We start from the raw sequence: 16917 nt of genomic DNA, 5'->3' as shown, positions 1-16917 counted from the left end.
TCATATTATTTAAAAATTCTCAACCACGTGCCCGGGTTGTTTGCATCCATGTGTGAAAGATACTCGATGTACGATGCCCCCCTGTAGGAAGCTTCCAGCGCCATACCCAGCCTTGCAACAGCATCAGTTTTGCTGGAATTTAGTTTCATCGGGATCTTCCAGTTGATTTCGTATCCATCGGCAAGTGGAGTCACCTCCGATACAATCTGGTTTGTTAGCTTGGCTTGAATCCATTTACCGGATCGTCTGAGAAACAACACGTTAATCCCATTCGCCGAGGATTCAAGCCTGTAGGCATTTCGTTTAGTAGCAAAAAACAAAACCGCAGCGGACTCACCCCCTTGCTCCAGATTACTGACAATGCATTTTATTGCTATACCTTCAGAGGTCTCAAGTATCTTTGCACGGAGGTTCGCAGGCCCTTTAGCTCCCACAAACACTCGGTTTTCTGCATGGCTTCTATCGAGATAAATATCTGAAACCATATGTCCTTTAATGAGCCAGGGCGCTATGTAATCAGAACCAACGTTCGAGGCGCTTAATGCAACAACCGTACGCTCGTCCCATAAGGCTATGGAGTTCCACTTTGCCTGCTTATCTAAAGGCAGATCGAAAGGACGTGTTTTTCTCCGGAAGTTCCGGGCCCTGTTATTCCCGATTGCAACCTCCATGGTAGACAATTCCCAGTCATGAGCCCGGTTTTCATTGGTCTGATACGAAAGAAGTGTCTCTCCGTTTGGAAGCTGAATGAGATAGGGTGCGCCCATGTAAACTGAATCGCTAACTGGCTCCGCCAACGCATAGTTTCTACTATGTGAATTTGCCAGCACAGGCTCCCGCCAGTTGTCGGAGATGGAGGTTCTGACCGTATAGGGTTTAAACTGTCCTATTTTGTTGTCTTCGATTGAAACAACAATTTCATCGCCTACCAGCACCGGTACAGGCATACCGTCTCTCCGGCCCGCTCTGAACGAAATGGTCTTAATCTTCTTTGTCCAGGTGATGCCATTATCGTTTGAAGATATCATAGATATTTCCTGTTCATCCGATCGCTGATAAGGATTCTCATTAGCGAAGTATACCTGCAGCTCACCATTTGGCAATTGCAGAAACGCAGGTTCCCAGCAGCCATCAATGAAACGCGGGGCAGCAGAATATAGTGATTGCGGCGGCAGCCATGTCTTTCCGTTATCAGTACTTCTCCTGATGACAATACTGAAGGGGGCAACCTCAGGCGCAGAGGGTCTGTAATTACATGCGATGATCAGATCTCCATTTTTCAGCTGCTTGAGTTCCGGATTGGCCGTATTCACGATCACCGACTTACCCTCTAAACTGGTGTAGACGAACTGCGAGAAGACTTCTGTGGGCGCGGTCCATGTCCCCCCTTCATCGCTGCTTCTTTTCAAATGAATGCTCCCGCGGGACGTTTCATATATCACAATAATACTTGAATCGTGCAACCGTGCAAATCGTGGATATCCACCCCTATCGGCTAATTGCATCATCGAAGAATAATCCCATGCAATGCGGGTCGCCGGCTCCTGATGCCCCTGACCAACAGCAGGGACGTTCGGCGCCAGAAATGCAATACAAACAAACAATTGAACAAAAAAGACGCTTTGTTTCATTCTACCTATCTCTGCAGCTTTGTCTTCATTATTTGTTGTGAAATTTTCATTACAGGGACATTATCGGTCGAAAATGAGACGTCAGCTATGTACATCGCCCTGGGATGGATGCTGGTCTTGCTGTGATGGGCATGGAACACGATCTTCAGGGCTCCTGACTTATCCCTGAACATGGCGCTGTGTCCTGCACCAACCAATTCACCGGGACTTTGTAATATCGGGTTATTGACATATTTGGTCCATGGACCAGTGGGTGACTTGCTGGTGGCGAAACCAATACCGTACGATTGGCTCTCATAGCTATTGGCTGAATAAGTCATGTAGTAAAGGTCTTTATGCTTTATCACAAACGACCCTTCATTCACCCGGGGCCATACCGTTTCCCATTCCTGAGACACGTTGATGCACTTGCGAAGAGATCCTTCCCGGATTGTCTGGAGATCGTTCTCGAGCTCGGTCACCCAAATATTTAATCCATCATTAAACCGGTCGAAGAACATATACGGCTTCCCGTCATCATCAATGAACAAAGTATTGTCGATACATTTCTCTCCCTCAATCATCGGCTTTTTCTGAGACTGAACAAAGGGTCCGAAAGGTGAGTCGGCTGTTGCAACACAAATGTGTTCATTGGCCGTGTAATACATCACAAACTTGTTCTTATCCTTGAGGTAGTACACCTCCGGCGCCCAGAACCATTTGTCGCCCCAGGAGTCCTCCTTCCTAAGCGCAAGTTCATCTGCTTTTTTCCAATATTCAAGGTCTTCAGAGGTATATACCTCTATTCCATTATCAGAATGGGTGCCGTAAGCATAGTAAACGTTCTCATAGAGCAGAATATAGGGGTCCGCCAGCGGTACCGCATTTTCAAATTGGAAAGGTTTGGTACTTTCGGCTTTGCATGCGGAAGACGAAACGAAAATTAATAATAAAATGTAGTATACGAGCTTTTTCATTGTGGTGAATTAGTTAAAAGGAGGCTAACCTGGGTTAGCCTCCTAAATTAGTACATTGGATTTTGGGTAATGTTCGGATTGTTGTTCGCTTCGTTTGATGGTATCGGCAGACGATTATGACGACCGATTATGAAGTTATTAAAATCCGGATCATGCTGTTTAAGTTCGTTGATCCCTGCTTCATTATCTAACATTCCATTCCGCTTCAGGTCAGCCCAACGATGTCCCTCAGTAGCAAGTTCCAGCACACGCTCTGTTTGTAATCGCTTCAAAAAGGCTTCTTTACTTGTCGTAGCAGATGGGTAGTTGACTGCCAGCCCCGGCATATTAACCCGCGCCCTCACTCGGTCCACTAGCGCTACAGCCTCAGAAAGAGTTCCATTGGACTGAGCTATACATTCTGCGTACAGCAACAGAACATCAGCAAACCGAACCAAACGAACATTCGTAGGATTATAATAATCGTCATAGTCACGATAGTACTCAGCACTGTACTTCCTGAAGAAAACCCTTCCCCTCCAGTTGTCCTTAGCCCATAGCTCATCGTTACTCACCTGATTGTAGACCCGGGTATTCCCCGGAAAATCCTTGTGCATATCACTATAAAATGCTGTGTAACGTAAACGGATGTCGTATCCGTTAGCAAGGTTCCGTTCCTTCTTGAATTCTTCCACTAACCATGGCCGCAGTTCGCCATCTGTCCAACCTATTCCGGGAGGAGCAAAGAACTGGCCTCTGTTCAGACCGAGATTCGGATCTACCGAAAAATCATCGTCACCGGCAGGTGCCTGATTCACGTCAGAGTACTGGATCTCGAAGACGGATTCTTCGTTGTTCTCCGAATCCTTACTGAAATTATCAAAATAGTTAGCTCTTAGATTGTAAAGACCTTTACCCTCTCCTTCCACAAGCCACTGAAGATCAGCCCTTGCTTCTGTCCACATCTTCAGCTGCATATAGCATTTGGCTCTGAAGGCAAGCGCTGCTCCTTTCGTGGCCCTGCCTCTATCCGCTCCCTGCCAGCTAGGGGGCAGGAGACTCTGGGCTTGGCTAAAGTCGGCTATGGCCTGTTCAAACACCTCCTGCTCGGTATGTCCTTCGGGCTGCATACCAGGAGTGGAAGGCTCCAGAACTATTGCCAGGCTCTTGTTTGGTCCGCCCCATAGAAGCGCAAGATGGTAATAGTACAAGCCCCGAAGGTAGTAGGCTTGCCCCAGTATCCGGCTCTTGTTGTTTTCGTCTGCGAAGCTGATCCCCGGAACGTTGGCTAACACCTGGTTTGCTCTAAAAATTGCCTCGTAGCAATCTCTGTAGGTCCAGGCATTCCCTTCCCAGAAGTTATAATTGTTATATCGGAACTGTGTCCATTCTTTTAGTTCTGCCCAGGGACTCTGGCTAAAGCCTTCATCGGATGTGAGGTCAAATCTAAACCACATCCACCTGCTATAAGTACCGGGCTTGTAAAACATATTGTAAACAGCATCAACACCATACTGAGCATCCTTTTCCGTTTTCCAAAACGTAGCTGTCGTGATGGTGTTCGGATTCTCCACATCCACCTTGCAATTGCTGAAAGTAACTACGATTGCGGCGACTATATATATATACTTTTTCATCAGATTCAAATTTTAGAAGGATAATTGAGCACCGAATGTTATACCCTTGGGATTCGGGAAGTTACCCGAATCGTAACTTCTTTCCCATATACTTCCGTTAAGGAATTCGGGATCCAGTCCGGTATACGAAGAAAACGTTATCAGATTTTGTGCATTTACAGAAAAACGCATACTGCTGAAGACATTCTTCAACAATTTTTTCGGAACATTATAGCCCAATGCCAGCTGCCTTATCCTCAGATAGCTTCCATTTTCGAGCCAACGGTCCTGGTCTCCCCTGACATTCCTCGAGTCTGCATAGATAGGTCTCGGATCTTTTGCACCAGGGTTCTCGGCGGTCCATGGATCATAGTCTGCGCGATAGTTGGAGTTGTCATCAAACCGGTCGAAACCGCTTCGCGGCCCGTTGAACGACTTAAAGCCGAATGCCCCTGTGAACTGAACCTGAAGGTCAAAGCCTTTGTAATCAAATCCGATATTTCCGCCTAACTGAAACTTCGGAATAGTAGAACCCAGATGCTGCCTGTCAGCGTCAGTGATCTGCCCGTCGTCATTATAATCAATATACTTGATATCACCGGGCTGTGCGTTTGGCTGAATCCGTTGCCCTGCGCTGTTAACATGGCGTTGTACCTCTTCCGCTGTCTGGAAAATCCCCCCTGTCTTAATAAGATACCATTCCCCGATTGGTTGTCCAACGATTGATTTGGTGTTCCATTGCGTAAATTCAGTTCTACCGTAACCCAGTTCTTTGATCTTGTTCTTAATGTAAGATCCATTGAAGTCGATATTGTATCCCAACTCGGCACCTATCTTATCTCTCCAGCTAAGCGAAAGTTCAATACCCGTATTTTGAAGTGTTGCTGCATTTACGAAAGGATTTCCTCCGTTGTTTCCCGTTACCATCAGAATCTGCATAGGAGTCAGCACATCTTTAGTCTCCTTGTCAAAATAATCAAGACTTAGATTCAGCCTGTTGGCCACCATGGTCATGTCAAGTCCCGCATTAAACTGGGTAAGCTTTTCCCACTTCAGATCACTGTTCGCAAGCCTTACCTGAGTCATTCCCGTTACGTTCTCATCAGCTCCAAAAACTGCCTGAGGAAACACGTTGATGAATGAAACCCAATCCCAGACTCCAATATTAGACGTTCCCAAAATACCATAATTGGCTCTTAACTTCAGGTCATCTATCCAGGGGACATGAAAAAACTCTTCCTTACTGATCCTCCATCCGCCGGAGACTGACGGAAAGTAGCCTACTCTAAAATCAGGATTGAATTTAGAAGACTCGTCACGGCGCATAGTAAAGCTTAGCAGATATCGTTCATCAAAATTGTAGTTTATACGCCCGAATACAGAAAAGAGCTTTTCGAGATCCTGGTAATTACCTGTCTTCGGATTACTCAGGGCAGCATCAAGGTTATCGAAATATCGTCCACTGCTAACTAACACATCGTTTTTGGTTCCCCAGATCTGTTCATAACGTGACGTCTGATAACTGGTTCCGAATACTGCCGAGATATCATGTGCTCCGAATTTTTTATTATACTCCAGCGTGTTGTCAAATACTAATCCCCTGAACTGTGCCTGATTTTTATTCAGAGAAGATGGATCATAAGGCTGGTTATAGGTCCAGTATCCTTCTTTCCTCAGGTACTTATGCCGGTCATTACTCAGATCAAAGCCGAAGTTAAACCGGTATTTGAATGACTTATACAGCTCCAGTTCCGAGAAGGCGTTTCCCCTGATCCGGAGGTTTCCGTTATTGGTATTTTCAAAATCTTCGCGGGCAAACGGATTTGTTCCGAATGTGACATCCCGATTTCCCTCGCCGTAACCGTATCCACCTCTAGCCGCATTGTCGGGGTTGAAGATGGGTATCGTGGGCAGCATCCTGTAAACATCAACAATAGGATTGCTGTTCAACTCGTCGACCTGATAGTCGCTCAACATCAGATTTTCTCCTATTCGAAAAACTACATTCTCACTGAATTTGCGGGTTGATGAGGTATTCACCCTAAAACTCAACCGCTCACTTTTACTGCCTATAGTGGTACCTGTATTTCCCTGATAATTACCAGAGATAAAATACCTGTTGTCTTTTGTACCTCCGGAGAGAGAGAGGTTGTGGTCTTGCACGATTCCTGTTTTAAACACTTCCTCCTGCCAGTCGGTATTCCCCTCGAAGTGATTTGCCGGTGGACGGTTGCCGTTTGAAAAAGCGAGATCATTAAACTGTATCCACTGATTTCGGTCTGTGAGGTTATATTTTGGAAGCCATTGAGACGTAAGCCGCGATGCCGCATCAATTTTCATTGCGCCTTCTTTCCCTTGCTTGGTCGTAATGATGATGACACCATTACCGGCACGGGACCCATAAATTGCCGCGGCGGAAGCATCTTTAAGTACCTGAATACTCTCAATGTCATTGAAGTTAAAGTCTCTGTTCGCTCCGGATACAATTCCGTCTACAACATACAGGGGATTACTGTTCCCGAATGTACCTGTCCCTCGTATTTCTACCTTCCCCTCGCTACCCGGAGCCCCGCTTGTCCGGACATTTACTCCCGGCAACGTCCGCAAGGCCTCACCTACGCTCCCTGTTACAATGGTATTTTTCATTTCTGAGGGATTGAAAACTGAAACAGCACCAGTGAGGTCTGCTTTCTTTACCGTCTGGTAACCGATAATCACCACCTCATCCAGCTCCCTGTTACCTGGATGAAGGGTCACATTGACGGAACCCTGGCCCGTATAGACCACTTCCCTGGTGGTCATACCAACTGATGTAAATACGAGCGTCTGCTGCCTCGCGACCGGGATGGTGAAGTCACCATTGATGTCTGTCGTCGTACCAACCCTGGTACCCTTTACCATCACGCTTACTCCCGGCAGAGGCTGGTTAGTATCATCTAATACTTTTCCTCTTACCGGCACATTTTGCCCGTAAACGAATACGGAGCAAAAACAGAATAACATAAGTAGAATTCTAGTTAACATGCATCTGAGATTTAAGGTTCATAAATAGTTGTATTCGGTCAAAGCATAATTGGTTAAAGGCTTTGCCCGCTGAATCATCGGATCCGGATTACAGGTAAAATTAGACTGTCATGCAGGAATCCACGTGTACTTTTGGTTCAAAAAGTTGTAAAAACAGGTCAAAATACAGGCTTTAAGCCCTTACCTTAGGATTTCAAGCTGTGAATTTCTACCTTACATCTGTTGCTGCCAATTATCATGCTTTTGACTTTTTAGACCTTGTACCGTGAACGTGCGAACCATTATTTCATTCAACTTCGTTTTTGCGCTTTGCCTTTTATTTTGTCAGGCACAGGAAACTGCAAACTTCCATTTCAGGACGCTTCGGGTGGAAGACGGGCTGTCAGAGAACGCGGTATATGCAGTGATTCAGGACACAGATGGCTTCATGTGGATCGCAACCAAGGATGGACTGAACCGGTTTGACGGAAGTTCGTTCAGAACTTTCAGGCGCGAAACCGGAAAAACAGGAACCCTCGGTAATAACTTCGTCAGATGTCTGGCTGAAAAAGACGACAACAGCCTGTATATTGGAACCGATGACGGTGTCTTTATCATGAACAAGTTGGATGAGTCGTTTCGCCCGCTAGAAGGTAAGATGCCGGAGAAAAGGATCTTATCCGGAGCCATTACGGCGCTGATAGTCGATCAGAAAGGAAAGCTGTGGATCGGAACGATGGCAAGAGGTATTTATTTATATGATCCTGCTTCAAAAGATTTGTCTAAAGTCAAAATGGAATCCGGCGCGCCTACCTCTAATGTCTGCTGGTCTTTACTTGAAGACCGGTCCGGCATTATCTGGGCAGGCACGGCAAGAGGTTTGTTACGTTACTCCCGGCATAGCGAACATTTTGAAATAGAAAAGCAAATGTTCAGCAGGGTCGAGAACAACAAACATGAAATACTCTCCATGCACGAAGACCGCCGCGGGAACCTCTGGTTAGGAACCTGGTCAGAGGGTTTGCGCTGTTACAACAAACAGACCGGTGATTACAGGGAATATATGCATGCAAAGCCGTCTACATACGTTTCTCACATCCGCGCAATCAGCGAATACAAGAAGGATCAGCTCCTCATCGGAGCTGACGATGGTTTGTACCTGTTCTCTATCACAACCGGCACCTACGGACGGGTAGATATCCCTGGCTTCAGGTACAGCTTGAGTGATCAGAATATATATTCCATAGCAAAAGACGCGGAAGGCGGTATCTGGGTAGGTACGTACTTTGGAGGAGTGAACTACCTGAGCAGCTCCCAGTCTGCCATAGAAACCTTCCACCCCGGCCCTGAACATGGCCTGCTTTCCGGAAAAGCGGTTAGCCAGTTCTGTGAAGATGCAAAAGGGAACATGTGGATTGCGACAGAAGACGGCGGCATAAATTATCTGGATATAAAGACCAGGGCGATCACACAGCCTGTTAAAACCACCTATCACAATACTCACGCATTGCTGTTGGACGGCGAAGAACTCTGGATAGGTACGTTCTCAAGGGGAATTGATATATACAATATCAGGACAAAAAAACTTACCAACCTTCAATTTGACCCTAACAATCAAAATACGCTGAATCATGACTGCATATTTTCGATCTACAAAACCCGCGGGGGCGATATCCTCATCGGTACTTATAGCGGATTGAATAAGTATGATAAACACTCGAAGAAGTTCGTGAGAATCAAGGAGGTGAAAGGATTTATCTACGATATAAAAGAAGATAACGATGGAAACCTCTGGCTTGCCTCTTACGGTGGAGGCGCCATAAGATATAGCTATAAGTCGCGCAAATGGATCCAATACGATCTCCTCAAAAAAGACAGTAAAGACCCCATCGTAGGCAGCAAGCTTACCGGCATCCTGATCGACAGCCAGAAACGACCCGTTTTTGCAAGCGAAGGCAGAGGAATATTTATTTATAACAAGGCGAACGATACCTTCAGGAATATCTCGGAAGCAGACGGACTTCCCAACAACGTTATCTATGGGGTTCTGGAAGATCCTGCGGGAGATCTCTGGCTGAGCTGCAATAAAGGCCTGATTTGCCTAGACCCCGACAAACCACGCTCCGGCAAGCTTTATAATATAGACGATGGATTGCAGAGCAACCAATTCAACTATAAATCGAGTTTCATTTCCCGCGAGGGGAAATTCTATTTTGGTGGCGTCAACGGTTTCAGCAGTTTCTATCCACAGGATCTTAAGGCGCTAAAAAACCGGAAAGTTCCCAAAGTGGCCATTACCGACATCCGGCTGTTGGGTGATACCAAACCATCTCTGCAAATGGACATTCAGGAAAACCTGAACCGCCTGAAAAAGATCCGGCTTAAGCACAATAATTCTTCTTTCCGGATCCATTTCGTAAGCCTCAGCTATGTCTCGCCGCGCAAAAATGAGTATTCATATAAACTCGATGGCGTTGACAAGAAGTGGAATTACGTCGGCAACAACCAAAGTGTTACTTACGTAAACCTCCCTCCTGGTGACTATACATTCATGGTCAGGGGGTCTAACAATGATCAGCTTTGGAATGGCACTCCAAGCTCAGTATCAATAAGTGTTCTTCCGCCGTTCTGGCAATCCACATATGCCCGCATCGCCTACTTTGTGCTTTTTGCCGGCGTATTCATCCTCTTCTTACGAAACTATGAAAAGCGAAATAAGGCCAGACAGGCACGCCAGTTGGAAGTATTCAAATCTGATCAGGAAACAAAATCTTTCCAGTCGAAAATTGACTTTTTTACCTCCATCGCACACGAAATCAGAACCCCTCTTAGCCTCATTAATGCACCCCTGGAGGAAGTTCTGTCTACAAAGCTCTCCAAACAGGAAGAACTTCAGAATCTTTCTATCATAGAAAAACATTGTGAACGACTGAAGATATTGGTCAACCAGCTTTTGGACTTCAGGAAAATCGACAGTATCAACTATCAAATGGAAACTGAAAGATTCGATCTGATAGAGCTTCTTAAGGAGCTTTATTTAAGATTCAGAAAAACGGCTGACATAGACCGGATCAGACTGTCTATTGAAATGCCTGCAGTCGAGCATGTGTTCGTGGAATCAGATAAAGAGGCCATCACCAAGATCGTGAGTAATTTATTAAGCAATGCCCTCAAATTCACTCATGATGAAGTTGTTTTACAATTGGTCTGTCCGCCAGACGCTTCCTATACGATCATCGTACGGGATAACGGGGAAGGCATTCCGGATGAGCTTAAAGAACTGATATTTGATCCCTTCTTTCAAATCCAGGCAAAAACAAACCTGGTAGGAACCGGCATAGGGCTTTCCCTCGTAAAGCACCTCAGTGCTTTACTTGACGCTAAAATAGAGGTTATGGATGCTCCAAAAGGCGGCACTTCCTTTCACTTCACCCTGGTCAGCCTACCGCAATCACGACAGCCGGTGCTGATGAAAAGCAATAGAAATGCATCGAAAGAGGCGCTACCACTCAACACCCATTCTCCTTACCGGATATTGATAGTCGAAGACAATGAAGATATGGCGAATTTCCTTCGTTCCTCACTGATGCATGATTATATGACAGACGCCGTTTACAATGCCCAAAATGCATTAAAAATGCTGGAAGATGCCAACTACAATCTTATCATCTCGGATATCATGATGCCTGGAATGGACGGAATTTCCTTTGCCAAGAAAATCAAGACCGATCAAAATTATTCGCACATTCCCGTAATACTGCTCTCAGCTAAAATTGACAACATGTCAAAGGCAGAGGGCTTGAGCTCAGGTGCTGACGTATTTATAGAAAAGCCCTTCTCTATTTTACATCTTAAATCGCAAATTTCGAGTCTCCTTCAAAACAGGAAAAATCTGCTCGAGCTATTCAATAAGTCGCCTTTCAGCTCATACTCTACCCTCGTCACCAATAAAAGCGATGATGCATTTTTGACCAGGATAAACGAAGAAATAGAAAGTCACCTGTCGGATGAGCAATTTAGTGTGGAGTCTCTGGCTGAAATATTAACCATGAGTCGTTCCAACCTGCAGCGAAAACTAAAGGCAATAAGCGGACAAACACCTGGCGACTATCTGCGAAATTACAGATTGAGGAAAGCCGCTGTGTTATTGCTTGAACCGAACTCACGGATTAATGAGGTAGCATTTAATACAGGCTTCAGTTCTGCCTCCTATTTTACGAAAGCATTTTTCAAATACCACAATATGTCACCAAGCGAATTCATCAAACAACACGAGGTGCTAGTGCCCTCGTGATTAAATCAGCAAATATCAAGTAAGTATCCATACCCGTCCCACGGTACAGTATCCACTCTTCAATCAATAAACCAATGAAAAAAATTACCTTATTGCTTCTGCTATGTGTATCCGTCTGTCGGATCTCTGGCCAGTCTACTCAGAAATTCGATGGCTTAAACATGAATTTGGGAAACCTATCCCGTCTTTCCGATGCGCAGACACGCTCCATCTCTTCGGAAAATATCACCGGTGAAAAGGGGAAGGGAGGCATGGCTGATCCAATCAGCCAAAAAGGACAGCGAAATGTTGCGAACGCCGCCCATGAAGCCCGGGAATTAGGACAAGGCTGGAAAGTCAACCCTTTCACCATCGTGAACGCTAATGAAACGGTTACCCTGGCTGAGATCACTGGAAGCGGTGCCATTCAGCATATCTGGCTAACACCTACTGGCAACTGGCAGATGAGTATTCTCCGAATTTATTGGGATGATGAAAAAGAGCCATCTGTAGAAGCTCCTATAGGTGCCTTTTTTGGCATGGGCTTCAATGAGTTCGCACCACTGAACTCATTGGCAGTTACCGTCAACCCGGGTAGTGCTTTCAACTGCTACTGGAAAATGCCTTTCCGTAAAAAATGCAGGATCACGCTACAGAACCTTAACGAAATGGAAGCCATGCGCATCTATTACCAGGTGGATTATACATTGACGGAGGTAGGAAATGACGAGGCTTACTTTCACGCACAATATCGGAGGTCTAATCCAAATACCACTTCCATACATACCATTTTGGATGGAGTAAAAGGAAAAGGACAATTTGTAGGCCTTTTCATGGGTGTGGGCGTGAATAATAATGGTTGGTGGGGCGAGGGAGAGATCAAGTTCTTTATGGACGGCGACAAAGATTTCCCCACCATTATCGGCACAGGAACAGAAGATTATTTCTGTGGATCTTACAACTTTGAAAACAAAAAAACACACCAATATCAGGAATACTCCACACCCTATGCTGGTCTGCATCAAGTGATAAGACCCGATGGCCTCTATAACTCACAAACGCGTTTTGGCATGTACCGTTGGCATATTCTTGATCCCATACGTTTTGAAAAAGACCTGAAAATCACCATTCAGGACCTGGGTTGGAGAATCGGCGGCCGATATCTGAAACAACAATCCGATGTACAGACTGTCGCATTTTGGTACCAGCGGGAGCCGCACAACAGGTTCCCCACTCTGCCATCGAAAGACCACCTGGAAGTCAACTAAGCGAGCTAGCTAAGTCTTTTGACGAGATACCTTCTACGAAGCCACTGACGAAATGGAATATCGAAGAACTTCATTGTTACATAAGCGACGATGACTGATCCACAAAAGGTAAGAAAGGCATATAACCAATACTGCCCAAGGCTTCGATCGCCATTGGCAACCCAGGCTGTATAAGTGTAGATCAGGGGATAATGCGTAATATAAATCGGGTAAGAAATATCTCCCAGAAACTTACACAATCGCTTCGCTTTGTCCCCTTCTACGTTTCCCCCAGCTCCAAGCCAGACAATGAGCGGAAATAAAAACAATATGCATAATGCATCATACAAGCCATTTTGCCAGACCTCGTCTTTGATCCCAACGCGGGGCATCGCCAGCAATAACATTAAGAATAGCGCTGTGATTGGAAAAGCGTTTTTGATATATCTCAGTCTGACAACACGCGCCAGAAGCAAACCTGCCACAAAAGGATAAGCCAGGCGTGTAAACCCGATCTTCAATTGTTGCGGATCGTCAATCGTCCACCCCCCTATCATGTCGCCATTGGGATGCGTCAGTAGATGGTGCAGCGTGAAGCCGGCGGCAACTACACTGAGTATAGACAAAAGTAAATTGGAAAGATGCCGCAGCACAAGTGCGTAAGAAATGTTAGCTATATATTCAAAGAATAGTGACCATGCTGGTCCATTGAGCGGATGCATTTCATTCCAGCCTCTGATGTCTAAACTTTTCCCTACGGGAATGAGCGTAAAACCGATCAACATCACTAGCAGTAATTTCCCAAGGGGTATCTCCCCGGTATTCATACCAAGTGCCTCGGATTCCTGAAAATAAAACATCACTGCGCCGATTAACGAGCCGACGATGATCATCGGGTGAAGGCGAATGACCCGCCTCAGAAAGAAATCCCTTAAAGACATCTTACCCCACCGGTCATCATAAGCATAGCTAACCACATAACCGGACAAAAGAAAGAAAAAGTCTACGGCAAGATATCCGTGATTGATAATTTGATCTTTATGGTTGCCTAAAGAATGTGCCTCGAGAATGTGGAACATTACGACCATCAATGCGGCTACGCCGCGCAAGCCATCCAGGATGAGATAATGAGGCTTCGATTCACCCAGGTTTATTGGAGAGTTCATTCGTTTAAAATAACAAAAGAAACTCAATAGCAAAATAGCGCCTCGTCAGATCATATGATCTCCAACCAAAAAAAAGTGACTGCCCGGCTTTATCGACAGGACAGTCACTCTATTACCCAAACCAGACTCTTTATCTTACTTCTTTCAATCTATGGCATTAAAACCTGATCAATCACATGGATCACCCCGTTAGTGGTCACCATATTCGCAGGAGCAATCACAGATGCTGTTGTATTTTTATTTCCTTTAACCTTCGCTCCACCTGCTAAACTAATCCCGACGGTTGCACCATTTACAGTTGCAGGCTTAGCTCCCTCTGTCAAATCACTTGAAAAAACACGCGCTGCTACAACGTGATAGGTCAGAATGCTGGTCAATACGGCAGGATCAGCTGCCTGAATAGCGGCTACATTAGCAAAACCTGCATTCATGAAAGCCTGATTGGTTGGAGCAAAAACAGTCAGCGGACCTTGTCCTGACAACACCTGCGCCACATTGGTACTTCCCTGGCTAGCTCTTAAAACAGCGGCAACCAGAAAACTAAAGTTCGGATTTGCCTGAGCCGCTTCAACGATGTTCCCTGCCGGTGGCATTAAAACGGTGTTAATAACATGGATAACACCATTACTTGCCATCACATCCGCCTGAAGAACAGATGCGCCATTTACAAACACACCAGCTGCATTCTTTGTAACAAACACATCCAGGTTAGCAGCTGTTTTCACTGGTGAATTGCTACCAGTGGCAATTCCCGATGCAGGAATACGCTGTCCTATAACGTGGTACAATAGGATCTTCTTCAGTGTTTCCACAGGAATCGCTTTAATCTTAGCGTCTGTGTCTAATCCGGCGGCCACGAAAGCATCATTATTCGGCGCGAAAACTGTAAAAGGCCCAGCACCCTCTAATACACCCGTCAATCCTGCATGAACCAGTGCCGTTTCAAGCAGCGAAAAACTACTGTTTTTGACAACTACTTCCGTGATGGTTTCGTCTCCAGACATATCCTCGTCATCATCTTTACTACATGCACTAAATAAAACGGTAGATGATACTGCTAGAATCAGTGCAGCTCTCTTTAATAGGTTAAAACTTAATGTTCTCATAATGTTAGTATATTTTTATACTTATATATAATCAAACATCAGACCTTTTGTGCTAAAAAAAACCATTTAACGACTGTGTAAATTTAAATGGCAAAAAATTAGTGTGTTTATATACATTTAAAGCGTATTTTAGATACCAACTCCTTATTTTATGTATTACGACTTATTGAAAGATTTAGTTGAACTGGTTAAACTGTACGAAAAAGAGCGCCCTGATGAAGGTCAGAATGTACATTTATTCGGACAGTGGCTTAATGAATACTACCAAAAAAATGGATCGCCTCTGATCACAGAACCTGAATGGGTGGGAAAATCGCAGGGACGTTCCGCAGACAGCGTTATCAATACCTCCCTCGTCCACTTGTACCGGTACTCCAAATTACAGGCTAAGGCCGCTATTGCCAACACCGAATTTTCTACTCCTGATGATTTCATCTATTTAATTAGCCTGTTGTCTTTTGGAAGCATGTCTAAGACAGCATTAATCCGGTTAAACGTTCATGAAAAGTCTGCCGGAATACAAATAGTAAACCGGTTAATAAATAATGGTTTAGTTGAACAGGCAGGTCATGAAAGCGACAAACGGAATAAGATCATACATATAACTCCGAAGGGTGTCCAACTCTTAAATGAAAGTATGCAAAATATCAGAGCTGCAACCAGGAACGTTACTGAACCGCTATCCCATTCGGAAAAAATGGACCTGATCCGCCTGCTTGCTAAGCTGGAGAATTTTCATCAGTTAAAATCAAAGGGCGAAATATAGTCCCTTGTTGTCTATTTCAAAAGCTGCGGGTCAAGCCTACCCAACACCCGGCTCATTCGTCTACCCGATTGATCAGCATCTGTTTAACTCACTGTAAAAACACATGCCCCTCAGGAAATACGTCTGCAGCATCACAAAAAGAAATTAAAAACAAACAACAAAAAAAAAGTATTCTATCACTAAATCTAAAATACTACCTATGTTTTACCATGTTCAAAATTTAATCAATCCAATAGTGGATGATCAACCAGATCCATCAGCAGCTAATGCTCTTCAGGAGGGGCTCGGTGGACAATTTGGAGAGATGCGTACCATGATGCAGTTTCTCTTTCAGAGTTTTAACTTTCGTGGCGATGGGATTCCTTACCTCGACCTGATACAAGGTATTGGAATCGAAGAAATCAGCCATGTCGAATTGATCACCAAAACCATATCCAGGCTTCTGGATGGTGCGCCGGAATACCACGGCAAAAAATTTGACACTCCTGGCAAAGGTGGAAAAGCAACCATGGAAGTCGGAAAAGAAGCTCAGAACCCACACCACTTCATCATCGGAGCCCAGGGAGCCTTACCCGTTGATGCGGCAGGAAACCCATGGAGCGGATCATATGTTCATAACCACGGTAACCTGGTGCTCGACCTGATGGATAACCTGGTACTTGAGGCTACAGGAAGGCTTCAAAAATGCCGCATCTATCAGATGTCCGACAACAAAACTTTGCGTGCAACGATCTCATTCCTGATAGCGCGCGATGAAGCGCATCAGATGGCATTTGCTAAAGCATTGGAAACCCTGGGCGTTGATTGGAATAAGGCTCTACCTGTGCCCAAGTTCGACGCTTCCAAATTCCCCGAAGTGAAGAAGCTGATGGATGCAGGTATACACCGTGAACAGTATCACTTCCGTTTAGATAGCTCTCAAATGGAGAAAATATTCAGCGGAAAGTCTCCCATCGATGATGGTACAGAGTTAGTAACTTTAAAGGAGCCGAGAGAGTCCTACCCGAACCCGATCGCTCCTGAACGTCCTGAAGAGTTTGCTCCGGGATTAGACCCTGAGATGCAGGCGATGGCTGATGCTTTAAGCGAGTTTAAGGAGAGAACCATTAGGGACATGACTAAGAAAGCCGGTTCTGATCCTTCAAAGCGAGGAGAATAAAGACTGAATAATCTA

Annotated in this window: 10 protein-coding genes; 4 read left to right on the top strand and 6 right to left on the bottom strand. The window is 45.1% G+C overall.

The genetic code is table 11. The annotated features are described in order from the left end of the window. Positions 1-5 precede the first annotated feature (5 nt). The 4 genes from ACKI5J_RS01640 to ACKI5J_RS01625 are packed head-to-tail and all read right to left on the bottom strand — an operon-like array spanning position 6 to position 7185. Entirely contained in the window at positions 6-1631 is a 1626-nt protein-coding gene (locus tag ACKI5J_RS01640) for a sialidase family protein (protein WP_407425844.1), read from the bottom strand. 5 nt (positions 1632-1636) lie between these two features. Further along, positions 1637-2587 carry a glycoside hydrolase family 43 protein gene (locus ACKI5J_RS01635; protein ID WP_407425842.1) on the bottom strand — a complete coding sequence of 317 codons (951 nt, stop codon included), beginning with the start codon at positions 2585-2587 and terminating at the stop codon, positions 1637-1639. Between the two features lie 47 nt (positions 2588-2634). Next, on the bottom strand, positions 2635-4203 hold the full coding sequence (locus tag ACKI5J_RS01630) for a RagB/SusD family nutrient uptake outer membrane protein (RefSeq protein WP_407425840.1): 1569 nt from the start codon (positions 4201-4203) through the stop codon (positions 2635-2637). Between the two features lie 12 nt (positions 4204-4215). Next, the gene (locus ACKI5J_RS01625) at positions 4216-7185 is read right to left on the bottom strand and encodes a SusC/RagA family TonB-linked outer membrane protein (RefSeq protein ID WP_407425838.1); all 2970 of its coding nucleotides are present in this window, start codon (positions 7183-7185) and stop codon (positions 4216-4218) included. A 286-nt stretch (positions 7186-7471) separates the two neighbouring features. On the opposite strand from ACKI5J_RS01625, the gene ACKI5J_RS01620 reads away from it, so the two are divergent. Both ACKI5J_RS01620 and ACKI5J_RS01615 read left to right on the top strand, forming a co-directional pair. After that, positions 7472-11479 (top strand): two-component regulator propeller domain-containing protein, encoded by a 4008-nt coding sequence (locus ACKI5J_RS01620; protein ID WP_407425836.1) that lies wholly within the window; start codon positions 7472-7474, stop codon positions 11477-11479. 74 nt (positions 11480-11553) lie between these two features. Beyond that, positions 11554-12726: a glycoside hydrolase family 172 protein gene (locus tag ACKI5J_RS01615; protein ID WP_407425834.1), complete on the top strand. Its 1173-nt coding sequence runs from the start codon at positions 11554-11556 to the stop codon at positions 12724-12726. A gap of 5 nt (positions 12727-12731) precedes the next feature. Here the strand turns inward: ACKI5J_RS01615 and ACKI5J_RS01610 are convergent, their stop codons facing one another. Further along, entirely contained in the window at positions 12732-13871 is a 1140-nt protein-coding gene (locus ACKI5J_RS01610) for an acyltransferase family protein (protein WP_407425832.1), read from the bottom strand. 149 nt (positions 13872-14020) lie between these two features. Next, positions 14021-14977 carry a fasciclin domain-containing protein gene (locus ACKI5J_RS01605; protein WP_407425830.1) on the bottom strand — a complete coding sequence of 319 codons (957 nt, stop codon included), beginning with the start codon at positions 14975-14977 and terminating at the stop codon, positions 14021-14023. Between the two features lie 151 nt (positions 14978-15128). Here ACKI5J_RS01605 and ACKI5J_RS01600 point away from each other — a divergent pair, with 151 nt between their 5' ends. Both ACKI5J_RS01600 and ACKI5J_RS01595 read left to right on the top strand, forming a co-directional pair. Next, complete coding sequence (locus tag ACKI5J_RS01600; RefSeq protein WP_407425828.1) at positions 15129-15743, top strand: MarR family winged helix-turn-helix transcriptional regulator; 615 nt, start codon at positions 15129-15131, stop codon at positions 15741-15743. Positions 15744-15942: 199 nt separating this feature from the next. Next, positions 15943-16902: a manganese catalase family protein gene (locus tag ACKI5J_RS01595; protein ID WP_407425826.1), complete on the top strand. Its 960-nt coding sequence runs from the start codon at positions 15943-15945 to the stop codon at positions 16900-16902. The last annotated feature ends 15 nt before the right edge of the window (positions 16903-16917 follow it).

Source organism: Arcticibacter sp. (assembly GCF_045629565.1).
In the GTDB taxonomy this organism is placed as follows: domain Bacteria; phylum Bacteroidota; class Bacteroidia; order Sphingobacteriales; family Sphingobacteriaceae; genus Arcticibacter.
The sequence above is the reverse complement of the archived record's forward strand: the minus strand, read 5'-3'. Positions and strand labels throughout refer to the sequence as shown.

Coding starts and splice junctions, on each gene's coding strand:
- ACKI5J_RS01640 (WP_407425844.1), bottom strand. CDS start 1,631: ATGAAACAAAGCGTCTTTTTTGTTCAATTGTTTGTTTGTATTGCATTT.
- ACKI5J_RS01635 (WP_407425842.1), bottom strand. CDS start 2,587: ATGAAAAAGCTCGTATACTACATTTTATTATTAATTTTCGTTTCGTCT.
- ACKI5J_RS01630 (WP_407425840.1), bottom strand. CDS start 4,203: ATGAAAAAGTATATATATATAGTCGCCGCAATCGTAGTTACTTTCAGC.
- ACKI5J_RS01625 (WP_407425838.1), bottom strand. CDS start 7,185: ATGTTATTCTGTTTTTGCTCCGTATTCGTTTACGGGCAAAATGTGCCG.
- ACKI5J_RS01615 (WP_407425834.1), top strand. CDS start 11,554: ATGAAAAAAATTACCTTATTGCTTCTGCTATGTGTATCCGTCTGTCGG.
- ACKI5J_RS01610 (WP_407425832.1), bottom strand. CDS start 13,871: ATGAACTCTCCAATAAACCTGGGTGAATCGAAGCCTCATTATCTCATC.
- ACKI5J_RS01605 (WP_407425830.1), bottom strand. CDS start 14,977: ATGAGAACATTAAGTTTTAACCTATTAAAGAGAGCTGCACTGATTCTA.
- ACKI5J_RS01600 (WP_407425828.1), top strand. CDS start 15,129: ATGTATTACGACTTATTGAAAGATTTAGTTGAACTGGTTAAACTGTAC.
- ACKI5J_RS01595 (WP_407425826.1), top strand. CDS start 15,943: ATGTTTTACCATGTTCAAAATTTAATCAATCCAATAGTGGATGATCAA.